This window comes from Sinomonas sp. (genome assembly GCF_036848755.1).
GTDB lineage: Bacteria > Actinomycetota > Actinomycetes > Actinomycetales > Micrococcaceae > Sinomonas.
On sequence record NZ_DAIUJO010000058.1, the window covers coordinates 1 to 24,502 of the forward strand.

A 24,502-nucleotide genomic window follows, 5' to 3' on the forward strand; every position below is an offset into this window, starting at 1 on the left:
AGATCATCACGGAGCACCCGGTGCTGCTCAACCGCGCACCTACCCTCCACCGCCTGGGCATCCAGGCGTTCGAGCCGCAGCTCGTCGAGGGCAAGGCCATCCAGCTCCACCCGCTCGTGTGTGCGGCGTTCAACGCCGACTTCGACGGCGACCAGATGGCCGTGCACCTTCCGCTGAGCCCGGAGGCCCAGGCCGAGGCGCGCATCCTCATGCTCTCCTCGAACAACATCCTGAAGCCGTCTGACGGCCGCCCGGTGACCCTGCCGTCGCAGGACATGATCATCGGCCTGTACCACCTCACCACCAAGCGTGAGGCGGCAGCGGGCGAGGGCCGCGTGTTCTCGTCGGTGTCCGAGGCGATCATGGCGTACGACAACCGCGAGCTGCACCTCAACGCGCAGGTGAAGATCCGGCTCGAGGGCTTCGTGCCGTCCGCTGAGCGGCCGGCGCCCGAGGGCTGGGAGGCCGGGGAGCCGGCGCTCGTCGAGACGTCGCTCGGCCAGGTGATCTTCAACGAGACCCTGCCCGCGGACTACCCGTGGGTCGAGTCCGTCGCTGACAAGGGCAAGCTCTCGGAGATTGTCAACGATCTCGCCGAGCGCTACCCGAAGGTCGTCGTCGCGGCGACCCTCGACAACCTCAAGGACGCGGGCTTCCACTGGGCGACCCGTTCGGGCGTCACGGTGGCCATCTCGGACATTGCAGTGCCCGAGGCGAAGCCGGCCATCCTCGCGGGCTACGAGGACCGTGCGGCGAAGATCCAGAGCCAGTACGACAAGGGTCTCATCGACGACGAGGAGCGCCGCTCCGAGCTCATCGAGATCTGGGACAAGGCGACCAACGAGATCGCCTCCGTCATGCGCGAGTCCATGCCGAAGATGAACACCATCAACCGCATGGTCTCCTCGGGCGCTCGTGGTAACTGGATGCAGGTCCGCCAGATCGCCGGTATCCGTGGCCTCGTGGCAAACCCGAAGGGCGAGATCATCCCGCGCCCGATCAAGTCCTCGTACCGCGAGGGCCTGTCGGTGCTCGAGTACTTCATCGCCACGCACGGTGCCCGCAAGGGTCTCGCCGACACGGCTCTCCGTACGGCGAACTCGGGCTACCTCACGCGTCGTCTCGTCGACGTGTCGCAGGACGTGATCGTGCGCGAGGAGGACTGCGGCACCGAGCGCGGCCTCATGGTCCCGATCGCCGTGCCGGACCACAACGGCGAGCTCGTCCGTGACGAGAACGTCGAGAACACGGTGTACACCCGTACGCTCGCGGTCGACACGGTCGACTCCGAGGGCAACGTGCTCGCCCCGGCGGGCGCCGACCTCGGCGACGTCCTCATCAACCGCCTGATCGAGGCCGGCATCACCGAGCTCCGCGTCCGGTCCGTCCTGACGTGCGAGTCCGCGGTGGGTACGTGCGCGAAGTGCTACGGCCGTTCGCTCGCGAGCGGCAAGCTCGTGGACATCGGCGAGGCGGTCGGCATCATCGCGGCCCAGTCGATCGGTGAGCCTGGCACGCAGCTGACGATGCGTACCTTCCACACCGGTGGCGCCGTCTCGGCGTCCGGCAGCGAGGACATCACGCAGGGTCTTCCCCGTATCCAGGAGCTCTTCGAGGCCCGCACCCCCAAGGGTGTCGCCCCGATCTCCGAGGCCGCGGGCCGTGTCTCGATCGAGGACACCGAGAAGCAGCTGCGCATCGTCCTGACCCCGGACGACGGAACTGAGGAGATCGCCTACCCGGTCTCCCGCCGTGCACGTCTGCTCGTCGAGGAAGGCCAGCGCGTCGAGGTCGGGCAGAAGCTCGTCAACGGCCCGGTCGACCCGAAGCAGGTCCTGCGTATCCAGGGCCCGCGCGAGGCGCAGAAGTTCCTTGTCGACGAGGTCCAGGGCGTGTACCGCTCGCAGGGCATCGGCATCCACGACAAGCACGTGGAGGTCATCGTCCGGCAGATGCTGCGCCGCGTCACGGTGATCGAGTCCGGCGACACGGATCTGCTCCCGGGCGAGCTCGCCGAGTCGCGCCGCTACCGCGACGAGAACCGCCGCGTGGTGTCCGAGGGCAAGAAGCCGGCCTCTGGCCGTCCCGAGCTCATGGGCATCACCAAGGCGTCGCTCGCCACGGAGTCCTGGCTCTCGGCCGCATCGTTCCAGGAGACCACCCGCGTCCTCACGCAGGCGGCCATGGAAGCGAAGAGCGACCCGCTGCTCGGTCTCAAGGAGAACGTCATCATCGGCAAGCTCATCCCGGCCGGTACGGGTCTGCCCCGTTACACCGAGATCGCGGTCGAGCCGACCGAGGAAGCCAAGGCGACGCTCTTCACCGGTCCGAGCGCGTTCAGCGACTTCGCGTACGATCCGCTGAACGGCGACGGCGTTCAGGAGTTCCACGCGATTCCGCTCGACGACTACGACCTCGGCGGCGGCGACTACCGCTGACGGTCCCGCCGTCGTCGTCCTTCGCCCGGCGGTGGACGACGACGGCGACAGGCAGTTCCGCGCGGCCGGCATCCCTTCCGGGGGGCGCCGGCCGCGCGGCCGTTTGGCCCTCGTCTCGGCGGGGAGAAGGCCGTTTAGGGGACGCCGTCCTGCGCGTGCTAAGATTTCTACGATTGTTTCTGTGTGGCAGAGGATGATGGCCGCCGTGTCGACGCGCGGAGGAAGCCTGTTTCCGGGTTGCGGGGTTGGTGCGCAACAAATGCCACACTTTCGCACGCCTACGGTCGAACCGCAGCGAGTGTGAATCGACCGTCAATGCTCGTTGAGGCAGGCCATGATTCCGGTCGAGCCTGCCCGGGCGAAGTTCAACGAAGTACGGAGAACACGAAAGTGCCTACTATTCAGCAGTTGGTCCGCAAGGGCCGCACGCCGAAGGTCTCCAAGACCAAGGCTCCTGCCCTCAAGGGCAGCCCGATGCGCCGTGGCGTGTGCACCCGCGTGTACACGACCACCCCGAAGAAGCCGAACTCGGCCCTCCGCAAGGTGGCCCGTGTCCGCCTCAACGGTGGCGTTGAGGTCACGGCCTACATCCCTGGCGTTGGCCACAACCTGCAGGAGCACTCGATCGTGCTCGTTCGCGGCGGCCGCGTGAAGGACCTCCCGGGTGTCCGCTACAAGATCGTCCGCGGTGCGCTCGACACGCAGGGCGTCAAGAACCGTCAGCAGGCCCGCAGCCGCTACGGCGCGAAGAAGGAGAAGAAGTAATGCCTCGCAAGGGTCCCGCCCCGAAGCGCCCGCTCGTCGTCGACCCGGTCTACGGCTCGCCGCTCGTCACGCAGCTCATCAACAAGGTGCTCGTGGACGGCAAGAAGTCCACGGCCGAGCGCATCGTCTACGGCGCCCTCGAGGGCGCCCGTCAGAAGACCGGCGGCGACCCGGTTGCGACCCTCAAGAAGGCGATGGACAACGTCCGTCCGACCCTCGAGGTCAAGTCCCGCCGCGTCGGTGGCGCCACCTACCAGGTTCCGGTCGAGGTCAAGCCGGGCCGCGCGACGGCGCTCGCCCTGCGCTGGCTCGTCGGCTACTCCAAGGCCCGCCGCGAGAAGACCATGACGGAGCGCCTCCAGAACGAGCTTCTGGACGCGTCGAATGGTCTCGGTGCCGCAGTCAAGCGCCGCGAGGACACGCACAAGATGGCCGAGTCGAACAAGGCCTTCGCGCACTACCGCTGGTAAATGCCTGATTCGCCGCCGGCCCCACGAGGGCCGGCGGCGAATGCGCAGCCTACAAGGGAAAACATAGGGAGACACCGTGGCACTCGACGTGCTTACCGACCTCAGCAAGGTCCGCAATATCGGCATCATGGCGCACATCGATGCCGGCAAGACCACCACGACCGAGCGGATCCTCTTCTACACGGGCGTGAACCACAAGATCGGCGAGACGCACGACGGTGCTTCGACGACCGACTGGATGGAGCAGGAGAAGGAGCGCGGCATCACGATCACGTCCGCCGCCGTCACCTGCTTCTGGAACCAGAACCAGATCAACATCATCGACACCCCTGGTCACGTGGACTTCACGGTTGAGGTCGAGCGCTCCCTGCGCGTGCTCGACGGCGCCGTCGCCGTCTTCGACGGCAAGGAGGGCGTCGAGCCCCAGTCCGAGACGGTGTGGCGCCAGGCCGACAAGTACGACGTGCCCCGCATCTGCTTCGTCAACAAGATGGACAAGCTCGGTGCCGACTTCTACTTCACGGTCGACACGATCGTGAAGCGCCTCGGCGCGAAGCCGCTCGTCATGCAGCTTCCGATCGGTTCTGAGAACGACTTCGTCGGCGTCGTCGACCTGCTCACCATGAAGGCCCTCGTGTGGCCCGGCGACGCCAAGGGCGACGTGACCATGGGTGCTGCCTATGAGACCCAGGAGGTCCCCGCGGACCTCAAGGAGCGCGCTGAGGAGTACCGCCACCAGCTCGTCGAGACCGTTGCTGAGGCGTCCGAAGAGCTCATGGAGAAGTACCTCGAGGGCGAAGAGCTCACGGTCGAGGAGCTCAAGGCGGGCGTGCGCAAGCTCACCGTCAACTCGGAGATCTACCCGGTCTTCTGTGGCTCTGCGTTCAAGAACCGCGGCGTCCAGCCGATGCTCGACGCGGTCATCGACTACCTTCCCTCGCCCCTCGACGTGCCCGCGATGATCGGCCACGACCCGAAGGACGAGTCGATCGAGCTCAGCCGCAAGCCGAGCGAGACGGAGCCGTTCTCGGCCCTCGCCTTCAAGATCGCGGCCCACCCGTTCTTCGGCCAGCTCAACTTCATCCGCGTGTACTCGGGCAAGGCGACGTCCGGCATGCAGGTGCTGAACTCGACGAAGGGCAAGAAGGAGCGCCTCGGCAAGCTCTTCCAGATGCACGCCAACAAGGAGAACCCGGTAGACGAGCTCCACGCTGGCCACATCTACGCTGTCATCGGCCTCAAGGACACGACGACGGGCGATACGCTCTGCGACATCAACAACGCGATCGTCCTCGAGTCGATGACGTTCCCGGAGCCGGTGATCTTCGTCGCGATCGAGCCGAAGACGAAGGGCGACCAGGAGAAGCTCTCGACCGCCATCCAGAAGCTCTCGGCTGAGGACCCGACGTTCACCGTCTCCCTCAACGAGGAGACGGGCCAGACCGAGATCGGCGGCATGGGCGAGCTCCACCTGGACATCCTCGTGGACCGCATGCGCCGTGAGTTCAAGGTCGAGGCCAACGTGGGCAAGCCGCAGGTTGCCTACCGCGAGACCATCAAGAAGAAGGTCGAGAAGGTCGACTTCACGCACAAGAAGCAGACTGGCGGTTCCGGCCAGTTCGCCAAGGTGCAGGTCACGTTCGAGCCGCTCGACACCTCCGAAGGCACGTTCTACGAGTTCGAGAACGCCGTGACGGGCGGCCGCGTGCCGCGCGAGTACATCCCTTCGGTGGACGCGGGCATCCAGGACGCCATGCAGTTCGGCATCCTGGCCGGCTACCCGATGGTCGGCGTCAAGGCGATCCTCACCGACGGTGCGTACCACGACGTCGACTCCTCGGAAATGGCGTTCAAGATCGCCGGTTCGCAGGTCTTCAAGGAAGGCGCCCGCCGCGCCAACCCGGTGCTCCTCGAGCCGCTCATGGCGGTCGAGGTGCGCACGCCTGAGGACTACATGGGCGACGTCATCGGCGACCTCAACTCCCGCCGTGGCCAGATTCAGGCCATGGAGGATGCGGTAGGCGTCAAGGTGATCCGCGCGCTCGTCCCGCTGTCCGAGATGTTCGGCTACATCGGCGACCTGCGCTCCCGGACCCAGGGCCGTGCTGTCTACTCGATGCAGTTCGACAGCTACTCCGAGGTCCCGAAGGCCGTTGCCGACGAGATCATCCAGAAGTCGCGCGGCGAGTAGTTCTGGAAGGTGCCCCGTCCGCCGTCGTCTTCGCGGGACTCAGTCCCGAGAAGGGGCGACGGCGGCGGGTCACCACCCTGTGGGGCTGAACGCCCCGCGAATTTTACGAAAGAAACAGCCCCCCAGTAGACTTGCCAGAGTTTCAGTTGCGACAAGCGCGGCTGGAGGCAGTCTTCTTAAGAAACCTTCATAGGAGGAACCAGTGGCGAAGGCAAAGTTCGAGCGGACTAAGCCGCACGTCAACATTGGCACCATCGGTCACGTCGACCACGGTAAGACCACGTTGACCGCTGCCATTTCGAAGGTGCTTGCCGACAAGTACCCGGACCTGAACGAGAAGCGCGACTTCTCGTCGATCGACGCGGCTCCTGAGGAGCGCCAGCGCGGTATCACCATCAACATCGCCCACATCGAGTACCAGACGGAGAAGCGCCACTACGCTCACGTCGATGCTCCGGGCCACGCCGACTACATCAAGAACATGATCACCGGTGCGGCTCAGATGGACGGCGCGATCCTCGTGGTCGCCGCGACCGACGGTCCGATGGCCCAGACCCGCGAGCACGTTCTGCTCGCCCGCCAGGTCGGCGTTCCCTACCTCCTGGTCGCGCTGAACAAGGCTGACATGGTTGACGACGAGGAGCTCCTTGACCTCGTCGAGATGGAGGTCCGCGAGCTCCTGTCCTCGCAGGGCTTCGACGGCGACAACGCTCCCGTCATCCGTGTCTCGGGCCTCAAGGCCCTCGAGGGCGACCCCAAGTGGGTCAAGTCCGTCGAGGACCTCATGGACGCCGTCGACGAGAACGTTCCGGACCCGGTTCGTGACCGCGACAAGCCGTTCCTCATGCCGATCGAGGACGTCTTCACGATCACCGGTCGTGGCACCGTCGTGACCGGCCGTGCCGAGCGTGGCACGCTTGCCCTGAACTCCGAGGTCGAGATCGTCGGCATCCGCCCGGTCCAGAAGACCACGGTCACGGGTATCGAGATGTTCCACAAGCAGCTCGACGAGGCATGGGCCGGCGAGAACTGTGGCCTTCTCCTCCGTGGCATCAAGCGTGAGGACGTCGAGCGCGGTCAGGTCGTTGTGAAGCCGGGTTCGATCACCCCGCACACCGACTTCGAGGCGAACGTCTACATCCTCTCCAAGGACGAGGGCGGCCGTCACAACCCGTTCTACTCGAACTACCGCCCGCAGTTCTACTTCCGTACCACGGACGTGACCGGCGTCATCACCCTCCCCGAGGGCACCGAGATGGTCATGCCCGGCGACAACACTGAGATGACCGTTCAGCTCATCCAGCCGATCGCTATGGAAGAGGGCCTCGGCTTCGCCATCCGCGAGGGTGGCCGCACCGTTGGCTCGGGCCGCGTCACGAAGATCCTCAAGTAGTCTCTTCGAGATCTTCGAAGCCGCTAGAAGGCCTTAGCTGAGAAGACCCCGTCGCAGCATTGCGGCGGGGTTTTCTTGACCCCTATTATTCCAACGAGTGGATAAAATCTGAGGGGGCAAGGATGGGAAACGCATCTCCCGAGTTCGACGCCGGCTACGTGGAGGGCTTCGAGGCCGGCCGACGCGAAGGGTTCGCCGAGGGGCACCGCGTCGGTTTCTTCGAAGGGCATCGGGCGGGCTGGGAGGAGCGGGCCTCGATGATGGCCCCCGCCGGGTTGCGCCCCCCGGAGCCTGCTCGGCTGGGGATGGCCGCGGAGTCCAGGGCTCCCTTCATCCGACCCCCAGCCCCACTTCGGCCAGCCCCACTTCGGCCAGTCCCGCCACGGCCAGCCCGGCAATCTCCACCCACGGCGCCGCGTCTCGCCCAGCCCCCGACTCTGAGGCCCGTCTCGGAGAGGTACGACGCCGAGGACATCGCCCGCCGTCGTCGGCGCCGCGGAATCCTGAATGCCAACATCGCCCTGTATGCCGCCTCCCTCCTCATCGTGGCCGCGGCTGCGCTCTTCCTTGCGAGCTCCGCCAGCGACGGGTTGCGTCTCACGGCCCTGTTCGTGGTCACGGCCGTGTTCTACGCGATTGGTCTGCTGGTCCATGCCCGCGTGGCGCGGCTCCGGCCGGCGGCCGTCGCGTTCACGGGCACCGGGCTCGCGCTCCTGCCGGTCTCCGGTCTTGCCGTTGATGTGCTCGCCGTGCACAACACCGCAGTGACCTGGTTCGCGACGAGTCTCATCGGGCTTGTCGCCTTCGGAGCGGCGGCGGTCCGGCTCGAGAGCCGCATCCTGGTCTACGCGTCCATCACCTTCGCGTTCTCAGGGGCATGGTCAGCCGCTGCCGGCGTGGGCGGTGCGCTCGCGGTCGACTTCGCGGCCCTGCTCGCGCTGTCGGCCGGGTTGGGGGTCCTCGTGCTCATGCGTCCGCGATGGGTCCCGCGCGCCTATCTCCGGCCCCTCGTCCGCGTGCATCCGCTGGTGGCCCCGGCCGTGCTCGCTGCGGCAACCATCGCCGCAAGGGGCCTGGAGCGGTGGCAGTATCCGGGGCTGGCCGCCGCCGTCTGCGCATCGCTTGCCGTCACCGCGTTGGTTCGCGGTCCGGCGCTCGTTCGCCGCCTTTCGTGGTGGGGCGCACGGGGGACGGCGGTCCTCGCCATGGCAGTCGGGTCCGCCCAGGCAGCCGACGTCGGCTGGTTGGGGAATGCTGCCAGTGGCGTGGGTGCTGCGATCGGGGCGGCAGCGGTGGCCAGCGCCGTCGAGGTCTTCCTCGTCGTGATTCTTGGGGATCGCCTCGAGGCGCGTCTGGGACTTACACGGGACAGCATCGCGCTCGAGCAGGCGGCGGCGGTTGGAGGCATGTTCCTGCTCGTCATAGCGGCCGTCGCGATTCAGACAGCAGGGATGGGCAGCGGTCCGGTGCCCGTCGTCGTGGCCTGCGCCGCGATGCTCCTCTCCGCCCAGCTCGTGGGGTGGTGGCACGGAGGTGCGGCCGAATGGCTTCCATGTGCTGCGATCGCCTCCCTCCCGCTGGCCCAGGAGTCGTTGGAGCCAACGGGCTTCGCTGTGCTCGTGGTCTGGGGTGCCGCGTACTGGCTCAGCCGTGCCAGATGGCCGCGAGCTCCCCGGCCCACATCGGGCAGACCGTGGCGGGGAGGCGAGTTCATCGCAGCGGCACGGTACGCCTCCCTGCTCGCGGCTCCCTCGGTGGTCAATGCGTGCCTGCCCTCCGGGTGGAGCGCCCCAGAGCGTGTGGCGCCTCTCAGCTCGGCTCTTGCCGGAGCCGCCGCCGCGCAACTCATGCTCACGGCGCTGCTGCGCGTGCTCGGAATCACCGAGTTCGGGCGGCGCGCTGCGGTCGTGATCATGTCGGTCGCGGCCTCAGCGGGGTGCGCGGCCGCGGCCGTGACGGCGACGAGTTCGGTGCTCTACGGTCTGACGGCAGCGGCCGTCTGCCTTGCGGCCGTGGCGCTCACGGCGGCCCTGTTCGGACGGGGCGACGCGGAGAAGCGAGACCTCCTCGTCGGTGAACTTGTGCCACCGATCCTCGTGGCCGTCTTGGCGGGGGAAGCCTACGCGGCCGACGAGTGGGGCATCGGGAACGGTGTGCTGTTCGTGCTGGCCCTCGTCTTCGGGTCCTGTGCAGTGCGGTCCTTCGGGAGCCCTGAGATGTGGACCTACCTCTGGCTGGCGCGGGCCTCAGGCAGCGCACTCGTGCTCGGGGTATTCCACGCCATGGAGCGTGACGGATGGCACCTGAGCCTCGGCGGTCAGGCGCTCTCAGAATGGCATGTTCTCGCGGCGGTCACCCTCGCGCAGCTGTGGATCCCTCTCGTTGCCGGCGTGCCAGGCAGGGAACTGCCTGACGCGGGAATCCGCGGGCGCGTCCCGGGGCCGTTTCCCTGGGCCCTTGGCGACGCCGCCGTCACGCTCGGCGTTGCGACGGCCGCGCTGGTTTCGGTCAGCGCGGTCGAGGGCCTTGCGGGGCAGCAGGAGATCGGCCCCCTGACCTCCGCTCTGTGGGTTGCACTCACCGTGGGTGCCTCGACGTGCGGCGTCGTGCTCCGGCGTCGCCCCGCCGCCCTGGCATTCGTGCCCGCCGTGCTGGTGCTGTCGCCGCTCGCGGCGCGGGGCGACCTGCGACTCCTCGAAATCAGCATCGGGCTCTGCGCGGCCTATGCCGCAGCTATGGTGTATCTCGCGCCCGGGGTCCGGCTCCGCGGCGCCCACCTGCTCGCGGCGCGGGCGCTTCCGCTGATCCTTGCTGGCCTCGTCGCGCGCGACGCGACAGCCTCACCGACTGTACTGAGCCTGGTCTTCGCCGTCGGGCTTGCCTTGCAGCACGCGGTACGCGGCCTGCTCAAACGGACGACGGCGGGCCTCCCGTTCCAGGGCGCAGCGTACTGGAGCGGGCTGGCGGCTCAGCTTGCCCTTCCGGTGGCCTACGCCGTCACGTCAAGGTCAGAAGCCGGTGGGGGCCGCTGGGTCCTCATCGTCGAGACGGCCCTCGCGGCGGCCTCGGTCGTGGCGACTCTGCGCGAGCATCCGCGGGCCGGGTATGGGGGCCTCGCGGCTGCCTTCCTTGCGCTCGTGTGGGTCGGGCCGGCCCTCGCGTTCCCGCCCGACCAGCTGCTGTCCGCACCCCTCCTCACGTCACAGGGTTTCGTGCTGGTGTCGGCTTTGCTCGCCGTCGTGCACGTGTTCGGGCTCGGACGGCGGGGCGGCCCTGGTCATCGGCCGCTCTGGCCGTGGACGAGCGGAGGCGCGGTGTTTGCCTCAGCGGCGGTCGCCTCTGGGATCGGGCAGGAGCCATGGGTCTTCGGCGTCGCGGCAGGCGCCGCGGCGGCCCTCCTCATCACGACCAGCTGGGTCTGGCGCGGCGTCGCGGGCGTGGCGCAAACGGCCTTCCCGCTCGGGGTTCTCGGATTCCTGATCGGCGGGACTGCGGGTGCGACGAGCGTGTTCGCGGGGGAAGCGGAGCCGTGGCGGCACGTGCTCCCTCTGCTCGTCGGAGCTCTCGTCCCAGCTGGCATCGGGCTCGCCCTTCGCTGGGCACCGGTCTGGTTGCGGGGCGTCGAGCCCCTCGACGAGCCGCTCGACGCGCCCATCCTACGGCTCGGCGCTGATCCGGTGCGGCGCTGGTCGATCGTCGCGGCAGCCGCCCTGGCGCTGCTCCTCGCCGCATGCGTCTCATGGGACCCACCCGCGGCCCATCTCCTGCCGGGCCTCGCCGGTGCCCTCGTTGCACTGGCCGTCTCGGAGGCTCCCTCGAGGTGGCTGCGGTCCTCGCTCGAGGTCGGCGCCGTCGTCGTGCTTGCGGCGACGCAACGAGCGGTGTTCGGCGGCACGGAGGAGCCGAGCTTGTTCTGGCTCGCCCAGTGGTACATCGTGGTCGCGGGCGTCGTGGCACTGCTGCGCTACATCGCGGGGGACCGCCGAAACGGGCAGCGGTGGCTTGCGGCCGCCGCGGGGGCAGCGAGCCTCGCTGGCCTCGCCTCCGCCGCCGGCGCCGATTCGGCGCAGCAGGTCTGGCTGCTCCTCGTCTTCGTCAGCCTGACCGTGGCTGGCCTCGCGGGTGCCGACCGACGCTTCACGGCGTGGGGCGCCCTCGGCGTTCTCGCCTGCGTCCTGTGGGCCGTCCGTGCGTACCCCTATCTGCTGCTCGCCGGCCTCGGCCTCGCACTCATCGGTGCGGCCGTCTGGTGGCTCCTGCGCGCCTCCCGGGGCACGCTGCTACGGTAGGAGCGCCGGTCGGATGGCCGGTGCACCCGAGGGAGGAAGCCGCCGTGGCCTGGATCATTGTCATCGCCCTGGTCATCGTGATCGTGGGCGGCTATTTCAGCATTCGGAAGAACTTCAAGAACGAGATCGAGCGCGCGCGGCGCATTCGTCGCGCGAACCGCGGGGAATAGCTAGGCCGCGGTCCGCTCGCGTGCCGCGGTGAGCTGCCGCAGCCACTCGAATGAGGCCTTCGGGGTCCGCTCGAGCGTGTCGAAATCGACGTGGACGAGGCCGAAGCGCTGGGTGTAGCCCGCGGCCCACTCGAAATTGTCGAGGAGGGTCCACACGAACCAGCCTGCCAGCTCCACGCCCTCCGCCGGACCGCCGGGCGCGACCGAATCGAGCGCCGACTCGAGGTGCGCAGCGAGGTAGTCGATCCGCTCGCTGTCGTCGATCGGCCCGTCCGTGCTCGCTGGCTCTGGAAAGCTCGCGCCGTTCTCGGTGATGAGGATCGGCGGGAGCGTGTCTCCGTAGCGGTCGCGCATCTGGACGAGCAGGGTGCCCAGGTGCGCGGGCGCGATCGGCCAGCCGAAGCCAGTGCGTGGGAACTCCGGGAAGTCGGCGAGATGGAAGGGCAGCCGCTTGAGTGCGGCCACGCGGCGGTGATGCCCCGTGGGCGCCCCTGCGGCCGGCCCGGCTCCGGCCCCGATGCGCACCGGGTAGTAGTAGTTGAGGCCGTAGAAGTCGAGCGGCTGCTGGATGAGCTCGAGGTCGCCGGGACGCACGGCGTCCAGGAGAGGCGCGAAGTTGCGCTTCGCGATCCACGGAACGCGGGGATAGCGGCCGAGCAGGATGGGGTCGGCGAACAGGCGGTTGAAGATGGCGTCGAACAGGCCCGCGTGGAGCCGGTCGAACGGCCGCCACGACTTCGCCGACACGGGCGCGTGGAGGTTCGTGATGCCGATCTTGCCGTCGTCGGTGGACGCGCGCAGCGCTTGGACCCCGAGACCGTGGGCGAGGAGCTGGTGGTGAACGCTCGGCAGTGCCTCGTACAGGAGCTGCTTTCCTGGGGCGTGCACCCCGAGGGCGTACCCGTTGAGCGTGACGGTCGCGGGCTCGTTGAGAGTGATCCACTGGTCGACCCGGTCGCCGAGCCGACGCCCCGCCTCGGCCGCGTACTCGGAGAACCGCTCGGCGGTTTCGCGGGAGAGCCAGCCTCCCGCCTCCTCGAGGGGGAGCGGCGTGTCCCAGTGGTACAGCGTGACGACGGGCCGGATGCCGGCTTCGAGCAGCCCGTCGAGGAGTCGCTCGTAGAAGGCCCAGCCCTTCTCGTTCCATGCCCCCCGACCATCAGGCTGGACCCGGGGCCACGCGATGGAGAGCCGGTAGGCGTCAACGCCGAGCCGCGAGAGGAGGGCGAGGTCCTCCTCCGCGCGGTGGTAGTGGTCGTCCGCGATGTCGGGGGAGGCGCCGTCGGCGATCGTCCCGGGGGAGTGCGCGAAGGCGTCCCATCCCGACGGACCCCGGCCGTCGTCGTCGACCGCCCCCTCGATCTGGAACGCCGCCGTCGCGACGCCGAGCGTGAAGCCCGGGGGCAGCAGGGCTGCCAAGCGGTCGACGGCGGTACGCGGCATGGGCCTATCATCGCGCCGAGCGTGCGGAATTGGCTATCGCCCGCGCGGGGTTTGGCGGGAAGCCGGGCCCGGAGAGGCTCAGCGAGCTCGGAGGGCTCAGGCTTGGACGGGCTCAGCTGGCGCGTCGGCGAGCATCACGGCGACGGCGGAACCGGTCCGGAGCCCGTCGTCGAACGCGCGGACGGCGTTGAGCCCGCTCGCGTCCCGGGCGCCCCCGATCACGGTGTGGGGGACGCCCTCGTGGGCGAGCCCCTCGGCGAGCGCGGCGCGGGGCTCCTGCCCCGCCGCGAGGATCACGGTGTCGCCGGGGATGAGCTCGAGGGCCCCCTCCGGGTCGGTGATCTCGACGCCGTCGGCCGTGATCCTGCGGTAGCCGACGCCGGTCAGCGTCCGCACGCCAGCGGCGCGGAGCTCCGCGAGGACGGCCCACCGGGTCGACGGGCCGATGCCCGCACCGATGCGTCCGCTGCGGCGCATGATCGTGATCTCCCGCTCCGGGTTCGCTTCCGCCAGCAGGTGGGCGAGGTCGACGGCGATTCCCCCCGCGCCGACGATGGCCACTCGACGCCCCACCCGGCCAGGCGCGGCGAAGGCCTCCCTGTAGTCGATGACGTGCCCGAGTTCGGTCCCGGGAAGACGCACTGTGCGGGGCAGGACGCCCGTCGCGACGACAACGTGCGCGTAGCCCACGAGGCTCGCCGCGGTGGCCTCGGTCCCCGTGAGCACCCGAACGTCCAGCCCCGGAAGGAGGTTCTCGAAGTATCGGATGGTCTCGAGGAAGTCAGACTTGCCGGGCACACGGCCGGCCAGCTGAAACTGTCCCCCTATCTCGTCCTCGGCCTCGTACAGGTCTACGCGGACCCCCGCCGCGCCGAGAGTCGCTGCCGCCTGGAGGCCTGCGGGACCGGCGCCGACGACGGCCACGCGCCCGGGTCCTCCCGCACGAGCCGCCGGAGGAGTTCGGGACGGCACGGCGCGCAGCGGGATCGGCGGGTACTCGAGCTCGCGGCCAGCCCGCGGATTGACGAGGCACGAGACTGGCTCGTCCCCGAACGAACGGTCGAGGCATGCCTCGTTGCAGCCGATGCACGTATTGACGAGCTCGAGCCGCCCGGCACGGGAGGTTTCGACGATCCGTGGGTCTGCGAGGAAAGGCCGGGCCATGGCCACGAGGTCGCCGTCGCCCCGGGCCAGTGCCTCGTCGGCGAGCGGAACCGAGTTGATGCGGTTGGAGGCAATGACCGGTGTCTCGAGGCCCGCGGCTCGGACCGCCGTGCGCACGCGCCGGGCCACAGCCAGCCAATGCCCATGCGGGACCAGGGCCTGGACCGTGGGGACAGCTGATTCGTGCCAGCCGACTCCCACGTTCAGTGCGTCGGCGCCTCCGGCCGCGAGCTCGACGGCGAGGTCATCGAGCTCGCGGTCAGTGCTCGAACCATCCATGAGGTCCGCACCCGAGGTCCTGACGATGACAGGGAATTCCGGCCCGACGGCCTCGCGCACCGCGCGCAGGACCGCGAGCGGGAAGCGGCGGCGCCGCTCCGCGTCGCCGCCCCACGCGTCGTCCCGCAGGTTGGTGAGCGGCGAGACGAACTGATTGATGAGGTAGCCCTCGGAGGCCATGATCTCGACCGCGTCGAAGCCGAGTTCGCGGGCTCGGTGGGCGCCGGAGGCGAAGTCGGCGATCGTGCGCTGGATCTGCTCCTCGTCCATGGCCTCCGGCTCGCAGCGCGAGAAGCGGCTGTAGACGGACGACGGCGCGAGCGGCCTCAGTCCGAAGGTCGCCTCGAACGCGTAGCGGCCCGCGTGGAAGAGCTGAAGTGCCAGATGGCCTCCCGCCTCCTGGACGGCCGCCGCGGCTCGCGCGAGCGCCGGCGCGGACTCCGGCTCATTCACGAGCGCGTACGTCCCGCCCCCGGCACCCTCGCGGTTCACCGCCGCACCTCCCGTGATGATGAGGTCGGCCCCGCCGAGCGCCCGTTCGCGGTAGAACTGGGCGAGCGCGGCCCCGCCGTCGTCGGTCCGTTCGAGGTTGAGGTGCATGGAACCCATGACGATCCGGTGCTTCAACTCGAGCGTGCCGATGCGCACCGGCGTGAACGCGCGCGCCGTCATCAGCGGGTGGGCCGTTCGGGGATGCTGATGGGCTCGCTCGTCTCGTAGAAGTACGGCGGGGCCGCGACCGTCATCCCGCCGTCGACCACGAGGGTCTGTCCCGTGATGTAGTCCGACGTGGGGGAGAGCAGGAACTCGATCGCGTTGGCCATGTCCGCGATCGTCCCCGGACGGCCCTTCGGGATCTTCGCGATCACCGACTCCATCGGTGCCTGCCCGGGAACGTTGTAGAAGTACTCGAGCGAGTCGGAATCGATGAGCCCGCCGTTGACCGCGTTGACGTTGATCCCGTACGGGGCGAACTCGACCGCCATGTAGCGGACGAAGGACTCGACGGCGGCCTTGTACGAGCCGAGGGCGGCGTACGTCGGGAACGCGCGCTGGCTCCCGTAGCTCGTCACTGCGACGATCCGGCCGCCTCGGTCCATGAGCTTGACGGCCTCCTCGCTGCCCAGGACGAAGGGGCGCACGTTCATCGCGTACGAGCGGTCGAGGTGGTGCGCGCGCAGCTCCATGACGCGCTTGAACGCGGCCGCTGCCGCGTTGTTCACGAAGTAGTCGAGCCGGCCGTAAGTGTCCGCGACGCTGTCGAAGAGGCGGACGATGTCCTCGGGGTTCTCGACGTCCGCCTGGACGGCGATGCCGTCGCCACCGAGCTCCTTGAGCCGCTCGACGACGTCCTGCGCGAGCCCGACGTTCTTCTTGTAGTTGACGACGACCTTCGCGCCGCCCGCGGCGAGCTGCTCGGCGAGCTGCCTTCCGATGCCCCGTGAGGCCCCGGTGATGAGGGCGATCTTGTCTGCGTGGACCTTGTCCGTCACTTCGACTCCTTAACAGCGGCGCGGTGGAACACGTCCCGTGCCACGACAGTCTTCTGGATCTCGTTCGTGCCCTCCTCGAAGCGCTGGGCCCGGGCGTCCCGGTACACGCGCTCGATGGTCTGGGTCTTCCAGTACCCGAGTCCACCATGGACCTGCAGGGCCTTGTCCGTCACGCGGGTGAGCATGTCGACGGCGATCATCTTTGCCATGGACGAGAGCGCGCTCGCGGACTCGCGGCCCTCCTGCCACTGTGCGGCCGCGTGCAGCACGAGGGCTTTCGCGGCCTCGATGTCCGCCTCGTTCTCTGCGATCTGGAAGGCAATGGCCTGCCGCTCGGCGAGCTGCTTGCCGAACGTCACACGGCGGAGCGCATAGTCGACGGCGAGCTCCTGGGCCCGTTCGGCAAGGCCCACGCAGCTCATGGCGACCGAGATGCGGCTGGGGGTGAGGAAGCCTCCGAGCGCGACGGCGAGGCCGTCGCCCTCCTCGCCGAGCCGGTTGGCCACGGGGACGGGGGTGTCGGAGAAGACGAGCTCGGCATGGTCGGTGCCGCGCACGCCCATCGTCTCGGACGTGTCCAGTACGGTGGCGCCCGGGGCGTGCCGGTCGACGAGCAGCGCCACTGTGCCGTGCTTGCCCGTACTGCCCTCGAGCCGGGCGAAGAGGAGCCAGTAGTCGCAGCGCACGCCGAACGTGATGAGGTGCTTCCGGCCGGTGAGGTAGTACGTGTCGCCGTCGCGGCGGACCGTGCTCGTGATGTCCGCTCCCGTGCCGTTTCCCGGCTCCGTGAGGGTGAAGGCGACCTTGATCTCGCCCGCGATCGACGGTTTGACGAAGCGCTCCCGCTGCTCATCGTTCGCGAAGGGATTCATGGCGCGCCACGTGCCGTTCACGACGTGCACGATCATCCGCACCGAGGCGTGCGAGCGGGAGAAGACCTCCATGAGACCCATCCACTGCACGAAGCTCAGTCCACGGCCGCCCAGCTCGACGGGGGCGGCGAGCGAGAGGAACCCATGCTCTCTGAGCTCGGTCCACAGCTCCTCGGGGACCTCGCCGGAGGCCTCGATGCGCTCCGCCCACGCCTCGCCCGCCCCGCGGACCCACGCCTCGACGTCGTCCTTGAGCTGCGCGTACTCCGCCTCGGAAAGGGCGCTTCCCCGCCCGTCGAGGGCGATGCTGGTGATGGTCACTTGCTTCCTCCGTCGTCTGTTCGCTGCGGCGTCAGGTTCCTGGCCTGTTCCCGGAGCAGGTACTTCTGGATCTTGCCCACCGCGTTGCGCGGCAGGGCCTCCACGATCTCGAGCCGTTCAGGCCAATAGTGCTTGGAGACCTGGTGCGCGTCGAGATACTCCTGCATGCCCTCGAACGTCAGCCTGCCGTCCTGAGTGGGCACCACGAACGCGCACGCGCGCTCGCCGAGCCGCTCGTCCGGGATGGCCGCGAGGGCAACGTCTTCGACGAGCGGGTGCTCGAACAGGAGCTGCTCGATTTCGGCCACGGGGATCTTCTCGCCCCCACGGTTGATCACGTCGCGGACCCTGCCGGTGATGCGCAGGAAGCCCGCGTCGTCGATGATGCCGAGATCGCCCGTGCGGTACCACCCGTCCTCGGTGAAGGCGGCCGCCGTGAGGTCCGGGCGGTCGAGGTAGCCCTCGAACATCGTCGGGCTGTTGAGCTCGAAGTTGCCCTCCACGCCCGGCGGGAGGGGCTGGCCGTCGTCTGTCACGATCCGGAGCTTCACGCCGTCGAGCATTCGGCCGTCGGTGCCCCACATCTTGACCGGCTCGTCGGCTGGCGTGGCGAGGGCGCCGAGGCACGTCTCGGTCGTGCCGAACGCACCGCACACCGACGCTCCGAGCACGCGCGTCGCCCGCTCCGCGAGTGCGCGGGGCACGGCGGCACCGGTCGCGACGAAGATGCGGAGGCTTTCGGGCACCTGGCCAGTCTCCTCGGCCTTCTTGAGAAGGTCCATGAGGAAGGGCGTCGCCGCCTGGACGAACGTCACGCGCCACCCCTGCATGGCGTCCAGGGCCCGCTGCGCGTCCCACACCTCTTGCACGACCTGCGGTCCGCCGAGCACGAAGGCGAGCCACATGCCGTAGAGGAACCCGGTCTGGTGGGCGAGGGGCGAGGGGATGTAGATCGTGTCGTCGCCCGTGAGCCCGAGGTGGCGGGCCTCCATGGCCGCGGCGCGGCTCAGCACCGAGTGCCGCTGGAGGACACCCTTCGGCTCGCCCGAGGTGCCGGAGGTGAAGAGCAGCTGCGCATGGGCCGAGGCATCGGGAGCCAACGCGTCGAGTGCCTCACGGTCGACGACGACCCCGGCCAGCGCCTCGTCCCAGTCGTGCCACTGCGGGCGGCCCTCCTCGCGGGTGGCATCCGCGACCCCGCGCCCCACTGCGGCGCGGCCGTCGTCGTCCTCGGAGATGACGACGACGTGCCGCAGCGCGAGCGGCAGGCTGGCCCCGGCGTCGTCGTCGCCCCCGAGGATCGAGGCGAGCTCGTCGGCGTGCCGACGGCCGCGGAACGACGCGGGGAGGATGATGACGTTCGCCTGCGAGCGGTGGAGCGCGAAGGAGACCTCGCGCTCGCGGAAGATCGGCATGATCGGCGCGATGACGGCGCCGATCCGCGCCGCGCCCACGGTGCACGCGACGAACTCCGCGCGGTTCGGAAGCTGCACCGCCACGCGGTCGCCGGCCCGGACGCCGAGCTGGACGAGGAGGGAGGCGATGCGATCGGCGCGCTCGTCGAGTTCGGACCACGTGAGGTGTTCCGTCACACGGGGACGGAGGGCGACGACGGCGCTCGCGTTGGGCTTCTCGCCCGCCCATCGGCGGACCCAGTCGGCACCGGGGACGGCCGCGGCAGCATCGACGTCACGCTGGGTGGTGAGCCGGCGCAGGTTGTCCCGGGCCGCCCGCGCCGCGGGCTTCTTGGGCTCGGGGCGCCGCACCGGTCCGTGCTCGACCCGCATGGAGAGCCCGAGCGAGTTCATGGCCGTGAGGAACTCGGGATACGAGATCCGGTAGGCGTTCGGGTAGGTGAGCGTCGAGCGGCCCTCCGCCGCGGAGGCAGCGACCGCGAGCGACATGAGGACCCGGTGGTCGTTGAACGAGGAGAGGTCAGCGCCGACGAGACGCCGCACGCCGCGGACCCGAAGGTCGTTCCCGTCGATGCGCAGGTCCCCGCCCATGCTGTTGAGCTGGAGCATCGCGGCCACGCGGTCGGACTCCTTGAGGCGAACGTGGGCGACGTTGCGGAAGACGCTCTCGCCTTCCGCGAAGGTCGCGAGCGTAGACAGGATCGGCAGCATGTCGGGGACGGTCCGGCAGTCCACGTCGATGGGGGAGAGGCGGAGCCCGTCGTGCCGGACGCGGACGGCGTCCACCGAGGGGTCGTAGGCCATGGGGAGGCCCATCGCCGCGACGATGTCGAGGAAGTCGGACTCGGGGTGGTCGGACTCGCCCGCGCTCGTCTTGCGCAGGCCGTGCAGCACGACGTCGGCTGGCTGGAGGGCCGCCGCGGCGAGCCCGAAGGCTGCCGAGCCGATGTCCGGGGGCATCACGAGGTCGGTGGGCACGGGGACCTGGTTCGGCTCGATCTCGTAGCGGCGCCAGTCCTCCGAGACGCTGACGTGGAGGCCGAACTGACGCATCATGCTCACCGTGAGCTCGATGTAGGTCCGCTCGTTGAACTCGCCCTCGACCGTGATCGTGGTCGGGCCCGTCGCGAACGGCGCGAGCAGGATGAGGCCAGAGATCCACTGTGAGAGGGTGCCGGCGATGCGGACGTCGCCGCCCGTGGGACGCTTGCCGCGGACCCGGATGGGTGGGCAGTCGTCAGGCGAGGAGACGTCCGCACCCATCTGGCGGAGGGCCGCGAGGAGCGGGCCAATCGGACGGCGCTGGAAGTACTTCTGGCCCGTGACGACCACATCGGACTCGCTGAGGGACGCAAGGCCAACCATGAAGTACAGGGTGGTGCCGGAGCTTCCGGCTGAGACGGATTCCCGGCGCGGCCGGTAGGGGCCCCCTTCGACCACGAACGTATCGCCGACCACGTCGATCCGGGTCCCGAGGCCCCGCAGGAGGCCGACGGTGTACTGGACGTGGCGCGCGTCCGTGAGCCCGCGGATCCGGCTGACTCCCGGGGCGAGGGAAGCGAGGATGAGAGCCCGGTGAGCGTGGTATTTCGAGTTGGGTACCAGGACCTCGCCCTTGAGGGGGGCGGCCGTACCGAGGACGGAGAGATGCATGGGTCTGCCCTTTGCGGTGAGGGCCGCAGAGGTTCCGGAGCCGCCGCGGCATTCAATTAGGATCCCTAATGACTTTCCGTAACTGAAACTAGTAAGGCAGGCGCAAGATAGGCAAGGGTCCATCCGCATCGTGGTCGGATCCGATCCGGGTCGCGGCCTCCCTTCGGCGCGCGGCCGGCCTCCTCCCTGGCCGCGTCAGGGCAGTGTGCCCTGCGGATTTCTCTTCTCGACCGATGTCTGGCAGACTAGATGAGTTGTTCAAGCGCTCCTTCGTGTCCCGATCCGGATAATGCCGGGTGCAGGGTCCAAGCTGGAGCCCAAATATGACCCACCTCCGCAAAGAAGCTACGGGTACGTGCGCGTGGAAATCGCGACACGCCCGACCGCGGGGGTCGGAGGGCCGGCTGATTGAGGAACCCGGGAATGCCCGGATTCAGTCAGTGCGGCCTGTGGTGGCCTCGACCTTGAATGCCTCGGCAGCCACGGATAGCTGAAACCGAACAGTGCACATGACTGAATGCGAGTTGAGGATATGGCGGGACAAAAGATCCGCATCCGGCTGAAGTCGTATGACCACGAGGTCATCGACACTTCGGCCCGGAAGATCGTTGAGACGGTCACGCGCGCAGGCGCAACGGTGGTCGGCCCCGTGCCGCTGCCCACGGAGAAGAACGTGTACTGCGTCATCCGCTCTCCGCACAAGTACAAGGACAGCCGCGAGCACTTCGAAATGCGCACGCACAAGCGGCTCATCGACATCATCGATCCGACCCCCAAGGCCGTCGACTCGCTCATGCGCCTCGACCTGCCGGCGGACGTCAACATCGAGATCAAGCTCTAGTAGGGAGGTGCTGAGAGAACTATGACCGCAACCCGCAACGTCAAGGGCCTGCTGGGCACGAAGCTCGGCATGACCCAGGTCTGGGACGAGAACAACAACGTCATCCCCGTCACTGTCGTCAAGGCCGACACGAACGTCGTGACCCAGCTCCGCAACGCTGAGACCGACGGCTACACGGCCGTTCAGATCGGCTACGGCCAGATCGATCCCCGCAAGGTCACCAAGCCGCTTGCCGGCCACTTCGAGAAGGCCGGCGTGACGCCGCGCCGTCACCTCGTCGAGGTCCGCACCGCGGACGCAGAGGCCTACGCGCTCGGCCAGGAGCTCTCCGTCGAGCAGTTCGCCGCCGGCCAGAAGATCGACGTCGTCGGCACGACCAAGGGCAAGGGCTTTGCCGGTGTCATGAAGCGCCACGGCTTCGCCGGTGTCTCCGCCTCGCACGGTGCCCACAAGAACCACCGCAAGCCCGGTTCCATCGGTGCTTGCGCCACCCCGGGCCGCGTCTTCAAGGGCCTGCGCATGGCGGGCCGCATGGGCAACGAGCGTCAGACGACGCTCAACCTCACGGTCCACGCTGTCGACGCCGAGAAGTCGCTGCTCCTCATCAAGGGTGCCCTCCCCGGTGCCCGCGGCTCGGTCGTCCTCGTCCGCACCGCTGTGAAGGGAGCCTGAACTCATGGCTAACGCAACTGTGAATGTCGATCTCCCCGCCGAGATCTTCGACGTCCAGACCAACGTGCCGCTTCTGCACCAGGTCGTCGTCGCCCAGCTGGCGGCTGCACGCCAGGGCACGCACAAGGTGAAGAACCGTGGCGAGGTCTCGGGTGCCGGCCGCAAGCCGTTCAAGCAGAAGGGCACCGGCCGCGCCCGCCAGGGTTCCGTGCGCGCCCCGCACATGACCGGTGGCGGCGTCGTCCACGGCCCGACCCCGCGCGACTACTCGCAGCGCACCCCCAAGAAGATGAAGGCCGCCGCGCTCCGCGGTGCCCTCTCGGACCGCGCTCGCAACGGCCGCATCCACGTCGTGGAGACTCTCGGCGCAGCCGAGAAGCCGAGCACGAAGGGCGCGATCGCGACCCTCAAGTCCATCACCGACCGCAAGAACATCCTTGTCGTTCTCGAGCGCGCCGAGGAGAACGCAGCCCTCTCGGTCCGCAACCTCCCCGAGGTCCACGCGCTCTACGCCGACCAGCTCAACACGTACGACGTGCTGGTTTCCGATGACGTGGTGTTCACCAAGGCGGCCTTCGACGCGTTCGTCGCCGATCGGGCGCCCAAGAACGAGGAGACCTCCAAGTGACTGCATCGAGCTACAAGGATCCGCGCGACGTCATCATCGCTCCGGTCGTCTCCGAGAAGAGCTACGGCCTGATCGACGAGGGCCAGTACACCTTCCTGGTGGACCCGCGCTCCAACAAGTCCGAGATCAAGAACGCGGTGGAGCAGATCTTCTCCGTCAAGGTTGCGTCGGTGAACACCGCGAACCGTGAGGGCAAGCGCAAGCGCACCAAGTTCGGCTGGGGCCAGCGCAAGGCAACCAAGCGTGCCATCGTCACTCTCAAGGACGGCAGCACGATCGACATCTTCGGCGGTCCGCTCGCCTGAGCGGAGACCACTTTAACGAGGAACAGGTAAATGGGAATCCGTAACTACAAGCCGACCACCCCGGGCCGTCGCGGCTCGAGCGTGGCCGACTTCGCAGAAATCACGCGTTCGACGCCGGAGAAGTCCCTGGTTCGTCCGCTCCCCAAGAAGGGCGGCCGCAACAACACGGGTCGTATCACCACCCGCCACAAGGGTGGGGGCCACAAGCGCCAGTACCGTCTGATCGACTTCCGTCGCCACGACAAGGACGGCGTCAACGCCCGCGTCGCGGAGATCGAGTACGATCCGAACCGCACCGCGCGCATCGCCCTCCTCCACTTCGTGGACGGCACCAAGCGCTACATCATCGCGCCGAACAAGCTCGCCCAGGGCGACTTCGTCGAGTCCGGTCCGGACGCCGACATCAAGCCCGGCAACAACCTGCCGCTCCGCAACATCCCGGTCGGTACGGTCATCCACGCGGTTGAGCTCCGTCCCGGTGGCGGCGCCAAGCTCGCGCGCTCCGCGGGCGCCTCGGTGCAGCTCGTCGCCAAGGAGGGCAAGTACGCCCAGCTCCGCCTGCCGTCGGGCGAGGTCCGCAACGTCGACGTGCGCTGCCGCGCGACCGTCGGCGAGGTCGGCAACGCCGAGCAGTCGAACATCAACTGGGGCAAGGCCGGCCGCATGCGGTGGAAGGGCAAGCGCCCGACCGTCCGCGGTGTCGCGATGAACCCGATCGACCACCCGCACGGTGGTGGTGAGGGCAAGACCTCCGGTGGTCGTCACCCGGTCAACCCGAACGGCAAGCCCGAGGGCCGTACCCGCCGCCCCAACAAGGCGAGCGACAAGCTCATTGTCCGCCGTCGTCGTACTGGCAAGAACAAGCGATAGGAGCCTGGACACATGCCACGCAGCCTGAAGAAGGGTCCTTTCGTTGACCAGCACCTCTTTGTGAAGGTCGCCCGGGAAAACGATAAGGGCACCAAGAACGTCATCAAGACCTGGTCCCGCCGCTCGATGATCATCCCGGACATGCTCGGGCACACGATCGCCGTGCACGACGGCCGGAAGCACGTCCCGGTCTTCATCACCGAGTCGATGGTCGGGCACAAGCTCGGCGAATTCGCCCCGACGCGGACTTTCCGCGGCCACGTGAAGGACGACAAGAAGGGCAAGCGCCGCTGACCCTGCCGCATGGCAGAGGGAAGCAGTGCTTGAACTTCGAGAAAGAGAAGGAAAGCAATGGAAGCCAAGGCAATTGCGCGCCACATCCGCGTAACGCCGATGAAGGCCCGGCGCGTCGTCAACCTTGTTCGTGGCAAGCAGGCGAATGAGGCTCTGGCGATCCTGAAGTTCGCCCAGCAGGCGGCTTCGGAGCCGGTCTACAAGGTGGTCGCCTCCGCGATGGCCAACGCGCGCGTCCTGGCCGACCGTGACGGTCTGCCCTTCGACGAGAGCGATCTCTACATCAGCGAGGCGTTCGTCGACGAGGGTCCGACGATGAAGCGGTTCCAGCCGCGTGCCCAGGGCCGCGCTTACCGCATCAAGAAGCGCACCAGCCACATCACTGTGGTCGTGGCGACCCCCGAGAACGAGGAGGCCCGCTAAATGGGACAGAAGGTCAACCCGCACGGGTTCCGACTCGGCATCACCACCGACCACGTCTCGCACTGGTTTGCCGACAGCAACAAGCCCGGTCAGCGCTACAAGGACTTCGTCCG

General features: G+C 68.4%; 19 protein-coding genes and 1 pseudogene. 15 read left to right on the forward strand and 5 right to left on the reverse strand.

The window, feature by feature from the left end:
- The 7 genes from rpoC to V7053_RS10880 form a co-directional block, all read left to right on the forward strand.
- The coding region (gene rpoC, locus V7053_RS10850) for a DNA-directed RNA polymerase subunit beta' (protein WP_334172296.1) at positions 1–2,438 on the forward strand (2,438 nt) is incomplete at its 5' end.
- Positions 2,439–2,828: 390 nt separating this feature from the next.
- Positions 2,829–3,203, forward strand: a complete 375-nt coding sequence (gene rpsL / locus V7053_RS10855) for a 30S ribosomal protein S12 (protein WP_043119407.1) — start codon at positions 2,829–2,831, stop codon at positions 3,201–3,203.
- Positions 3,203–3,673, forward strand: a complete 471-nt coding sequence (gene rpsG / locus V7053_RS10860; RefSeq protein ID WP_043119406.1) for a 30S ribosomal protein S7 — start codon at positions 3,203–3,205, stop codon at positions 3,671–3,673. The genes rpsL and rpsG overlap by 1 nt, the downstream gene beginning before the upstream one ends.
- Positions 3,674–3,749: 76 nt before the next feature.
- Positions 3,750–5,864 (forward strand): elongation factor G, encoded by a 2,115-nt coding sequence (fusA, locus tag V7053_RS10865; RefSeq protein ID WP_334172297.1) that lies wholly within the window; start codon positions 3,750–3,752, stop codon positions 5,862–5,864.
- Positions 5,865–6,066: 202 nt separating this feature from the next.
- Entirely contained in the window at positions 6,067–7,257 is a 1,191-nt protein-coding gene (tuf, locus tag V7053_RS10870; RefSeq protein WP_334172298.1) for an elongation factor Tu, read from the forward strand.
- A 122-nt stretch (positions 7,258–7,379) separates the two neighbouring features.
- Positions 7,380–11,546, forward strand: coding sequence for a hypothetical protein (locus tag V7053_RS10875; RefSeq protein WP_334172299.1), 4,167 nt, complete (start codon positions 7,380–7,382; stop codon positions 11,544–11,546).
- 44 nt (positions 11,547–11,590) lie between these two features.
- Entirely contained in the window at positions 11,591–11,716 is a 126-nt protein-coding gene (locus tag V7053_RS10880) for a hypothetical protein (RefSeq protein WP_255733191.1), read from the forward strand.
- On the opposite strand, the gene V7053_RS10885 is transcribed toward V7053_RS10880, so the two are convergent.
- The 5 genes from V7053_RS10885 to aroA form a co-directional block, all read right to left on the reverse strand.
- The gene (locus tag V7053_RS10885) at positions 11,717–13,159 is read right to left on the reverse strand and encodes a GH1 family beta-glucosidase (RefSeq protein WP_334172300.1); all 1,443 of its coding nucleotides are present in this window, start codon (positions 13,157–13,159) and stop codon (positions 11,717–11,719) included.
- A 96-nt stretch (positions 13,160–13,255) separates the two neighbouring features.
- On the reverse strand, positions 13,256–15,211 hold the full coding sequence (locus tag V7053_RS10890) for an oxidoreductase (RefSeq protein ID WP_443022606.1): 1,956 nt from the start codon (positions 15,209–15,211) through the stop codon (positions 13,256–13,258).
- 62 nt (positions 15,212–15,273) lie between these two features.
- Entirely contained in the window at positions 15,274–16,095 is an 822-nt protein-coding gene (locus V7053_RS10895; RefSeq protein ID WP_334172302.1) for an SDR family oxidoreductase, read from the reverse strand.
- Positions 16,092–17,288: an acyl-CoA dehydrogenase family protein gene (locus V7053_RS10900; protein ID WP_334172303.1), complete on the reverse strand. Its 1,197-nt coding sequence runs from the start codon at positions 17,286–17,288 to the stop codon at positions 16,092–16,094. Before V7053_RS10900 ends, V7053_RS10895 begins: the two co-directional genes overlap by 4 nt.
- Positions 17,285–20,356 carry a 3-phosphoshikimate 1-carboxyvinyltransferase gene (gene aroA, locus V7053_RS10905; RefSeq protein WP_334172304.1) on the reverse strand — a complete coding sequence of 1,024 codons (3,072 nt, stop codon included), beginning with the start codon at positions 20,354–20,356 and terminating at the stop codon, positions 17,285–17,287. Before aroA ends, V7053_RS10900 begins: the two co-directional genes overlap by 4 nt.
- 532 nt (positions 20,357–20,888) lie before the next feature.
- Here aroA and rpsJ point away from each other — a divergent pair.
- From rpsJ to V7053_RS10945, 8 genes and pseudogenes are all read left to right on the forward strand, one after another.
- On the forward strand, positions 20,889–21,197 hold the full coding sequence (gene rpsJ, locus V7053_RS10910; protein WP_043119398.1) for a 30S ribosomal protein S10: 309 nt from the start codon (positions 20,889–20,891) through the stop codon (positions 21,195–21,197).
- A gap of 21 nt (positions 21,198–21,218) precedes the next feature.
- Positions 21,219–21,869, forward strand: a complete 651-nt coding sequence (rplC, locus tag V7053_RS10915) for a 50S ribosomal protein L3 (protein WP_334172305.1) — start codon at positions 21,219–21,221, stop codon at positions 21,867–21,869.
- 4 nt (positions 21,870–21,873) lie between these two features.
- Positions 21,874–22,497, forward strand: a complete 624-nt coding sequence (gene rplD / locus V7053_RS10920; protein WP_334172306.1) for a 50S ribosomal protein L4 — start codon at positions 21,874–21,876, stop codon at positions 22,495–22,497.
- Positions 22,494–22,802 (forward strand): 50S ribosomal protein L23, encoded by a 309-nt coding sequence (gene rplW, locus V7053_RS10925; protein WP_043119394.1) that lies wholly within the window; start codon positions 22,494–22,496, stop codon positions 22,800–22,802. The genes rplD and rplW overlap by 4 nt, the downstream gene beginning before the upstream one ends.
- A 30-nt stretch (positions 22,803–22,832) precedes the next feature.
- Entirely contained in the window at positions 22,833–23,672 is an 840-nt protein-coding gene (rplB, locus tag V7053_RS10930) for a 50S ribosomal protein L2 (protein ID WP_334172307.1), read from the forward strand.
- Between the two features lie 12 nt (positions 23,673–23,684).
- The gene (rpsS, locus tag V7053_RS10935; RefSeq protein WP_043119392.1) at positions 23,685–23,966 is read left to right on the forward strand and encodes a 30S ribosomal protein S19; all 282 of its coding nucleotides are present in this window, start codon (positions 23,685–23,687) and stop codon (positions 23,964–23,966) included.
- Positions 23,967–24,023: 57 nt separating this feature from the next.
- Positions 24,024–24,389 (forward strand): 50S ribosomal protein L22, encoded by a 366-nt coding sequence (rplV, locus tag V7053_RS10940; RefSeq protein ID WP_138414232.1) that lies wholly within the window; start codon positions 24,024–24,026, stop codon positions 24,387–24,389.
- Positions 24,390–24,502, forward strand: a pseudogene (locus V7053_RS10945) (30S ribosomal protein S3); the annotation flags it as partial.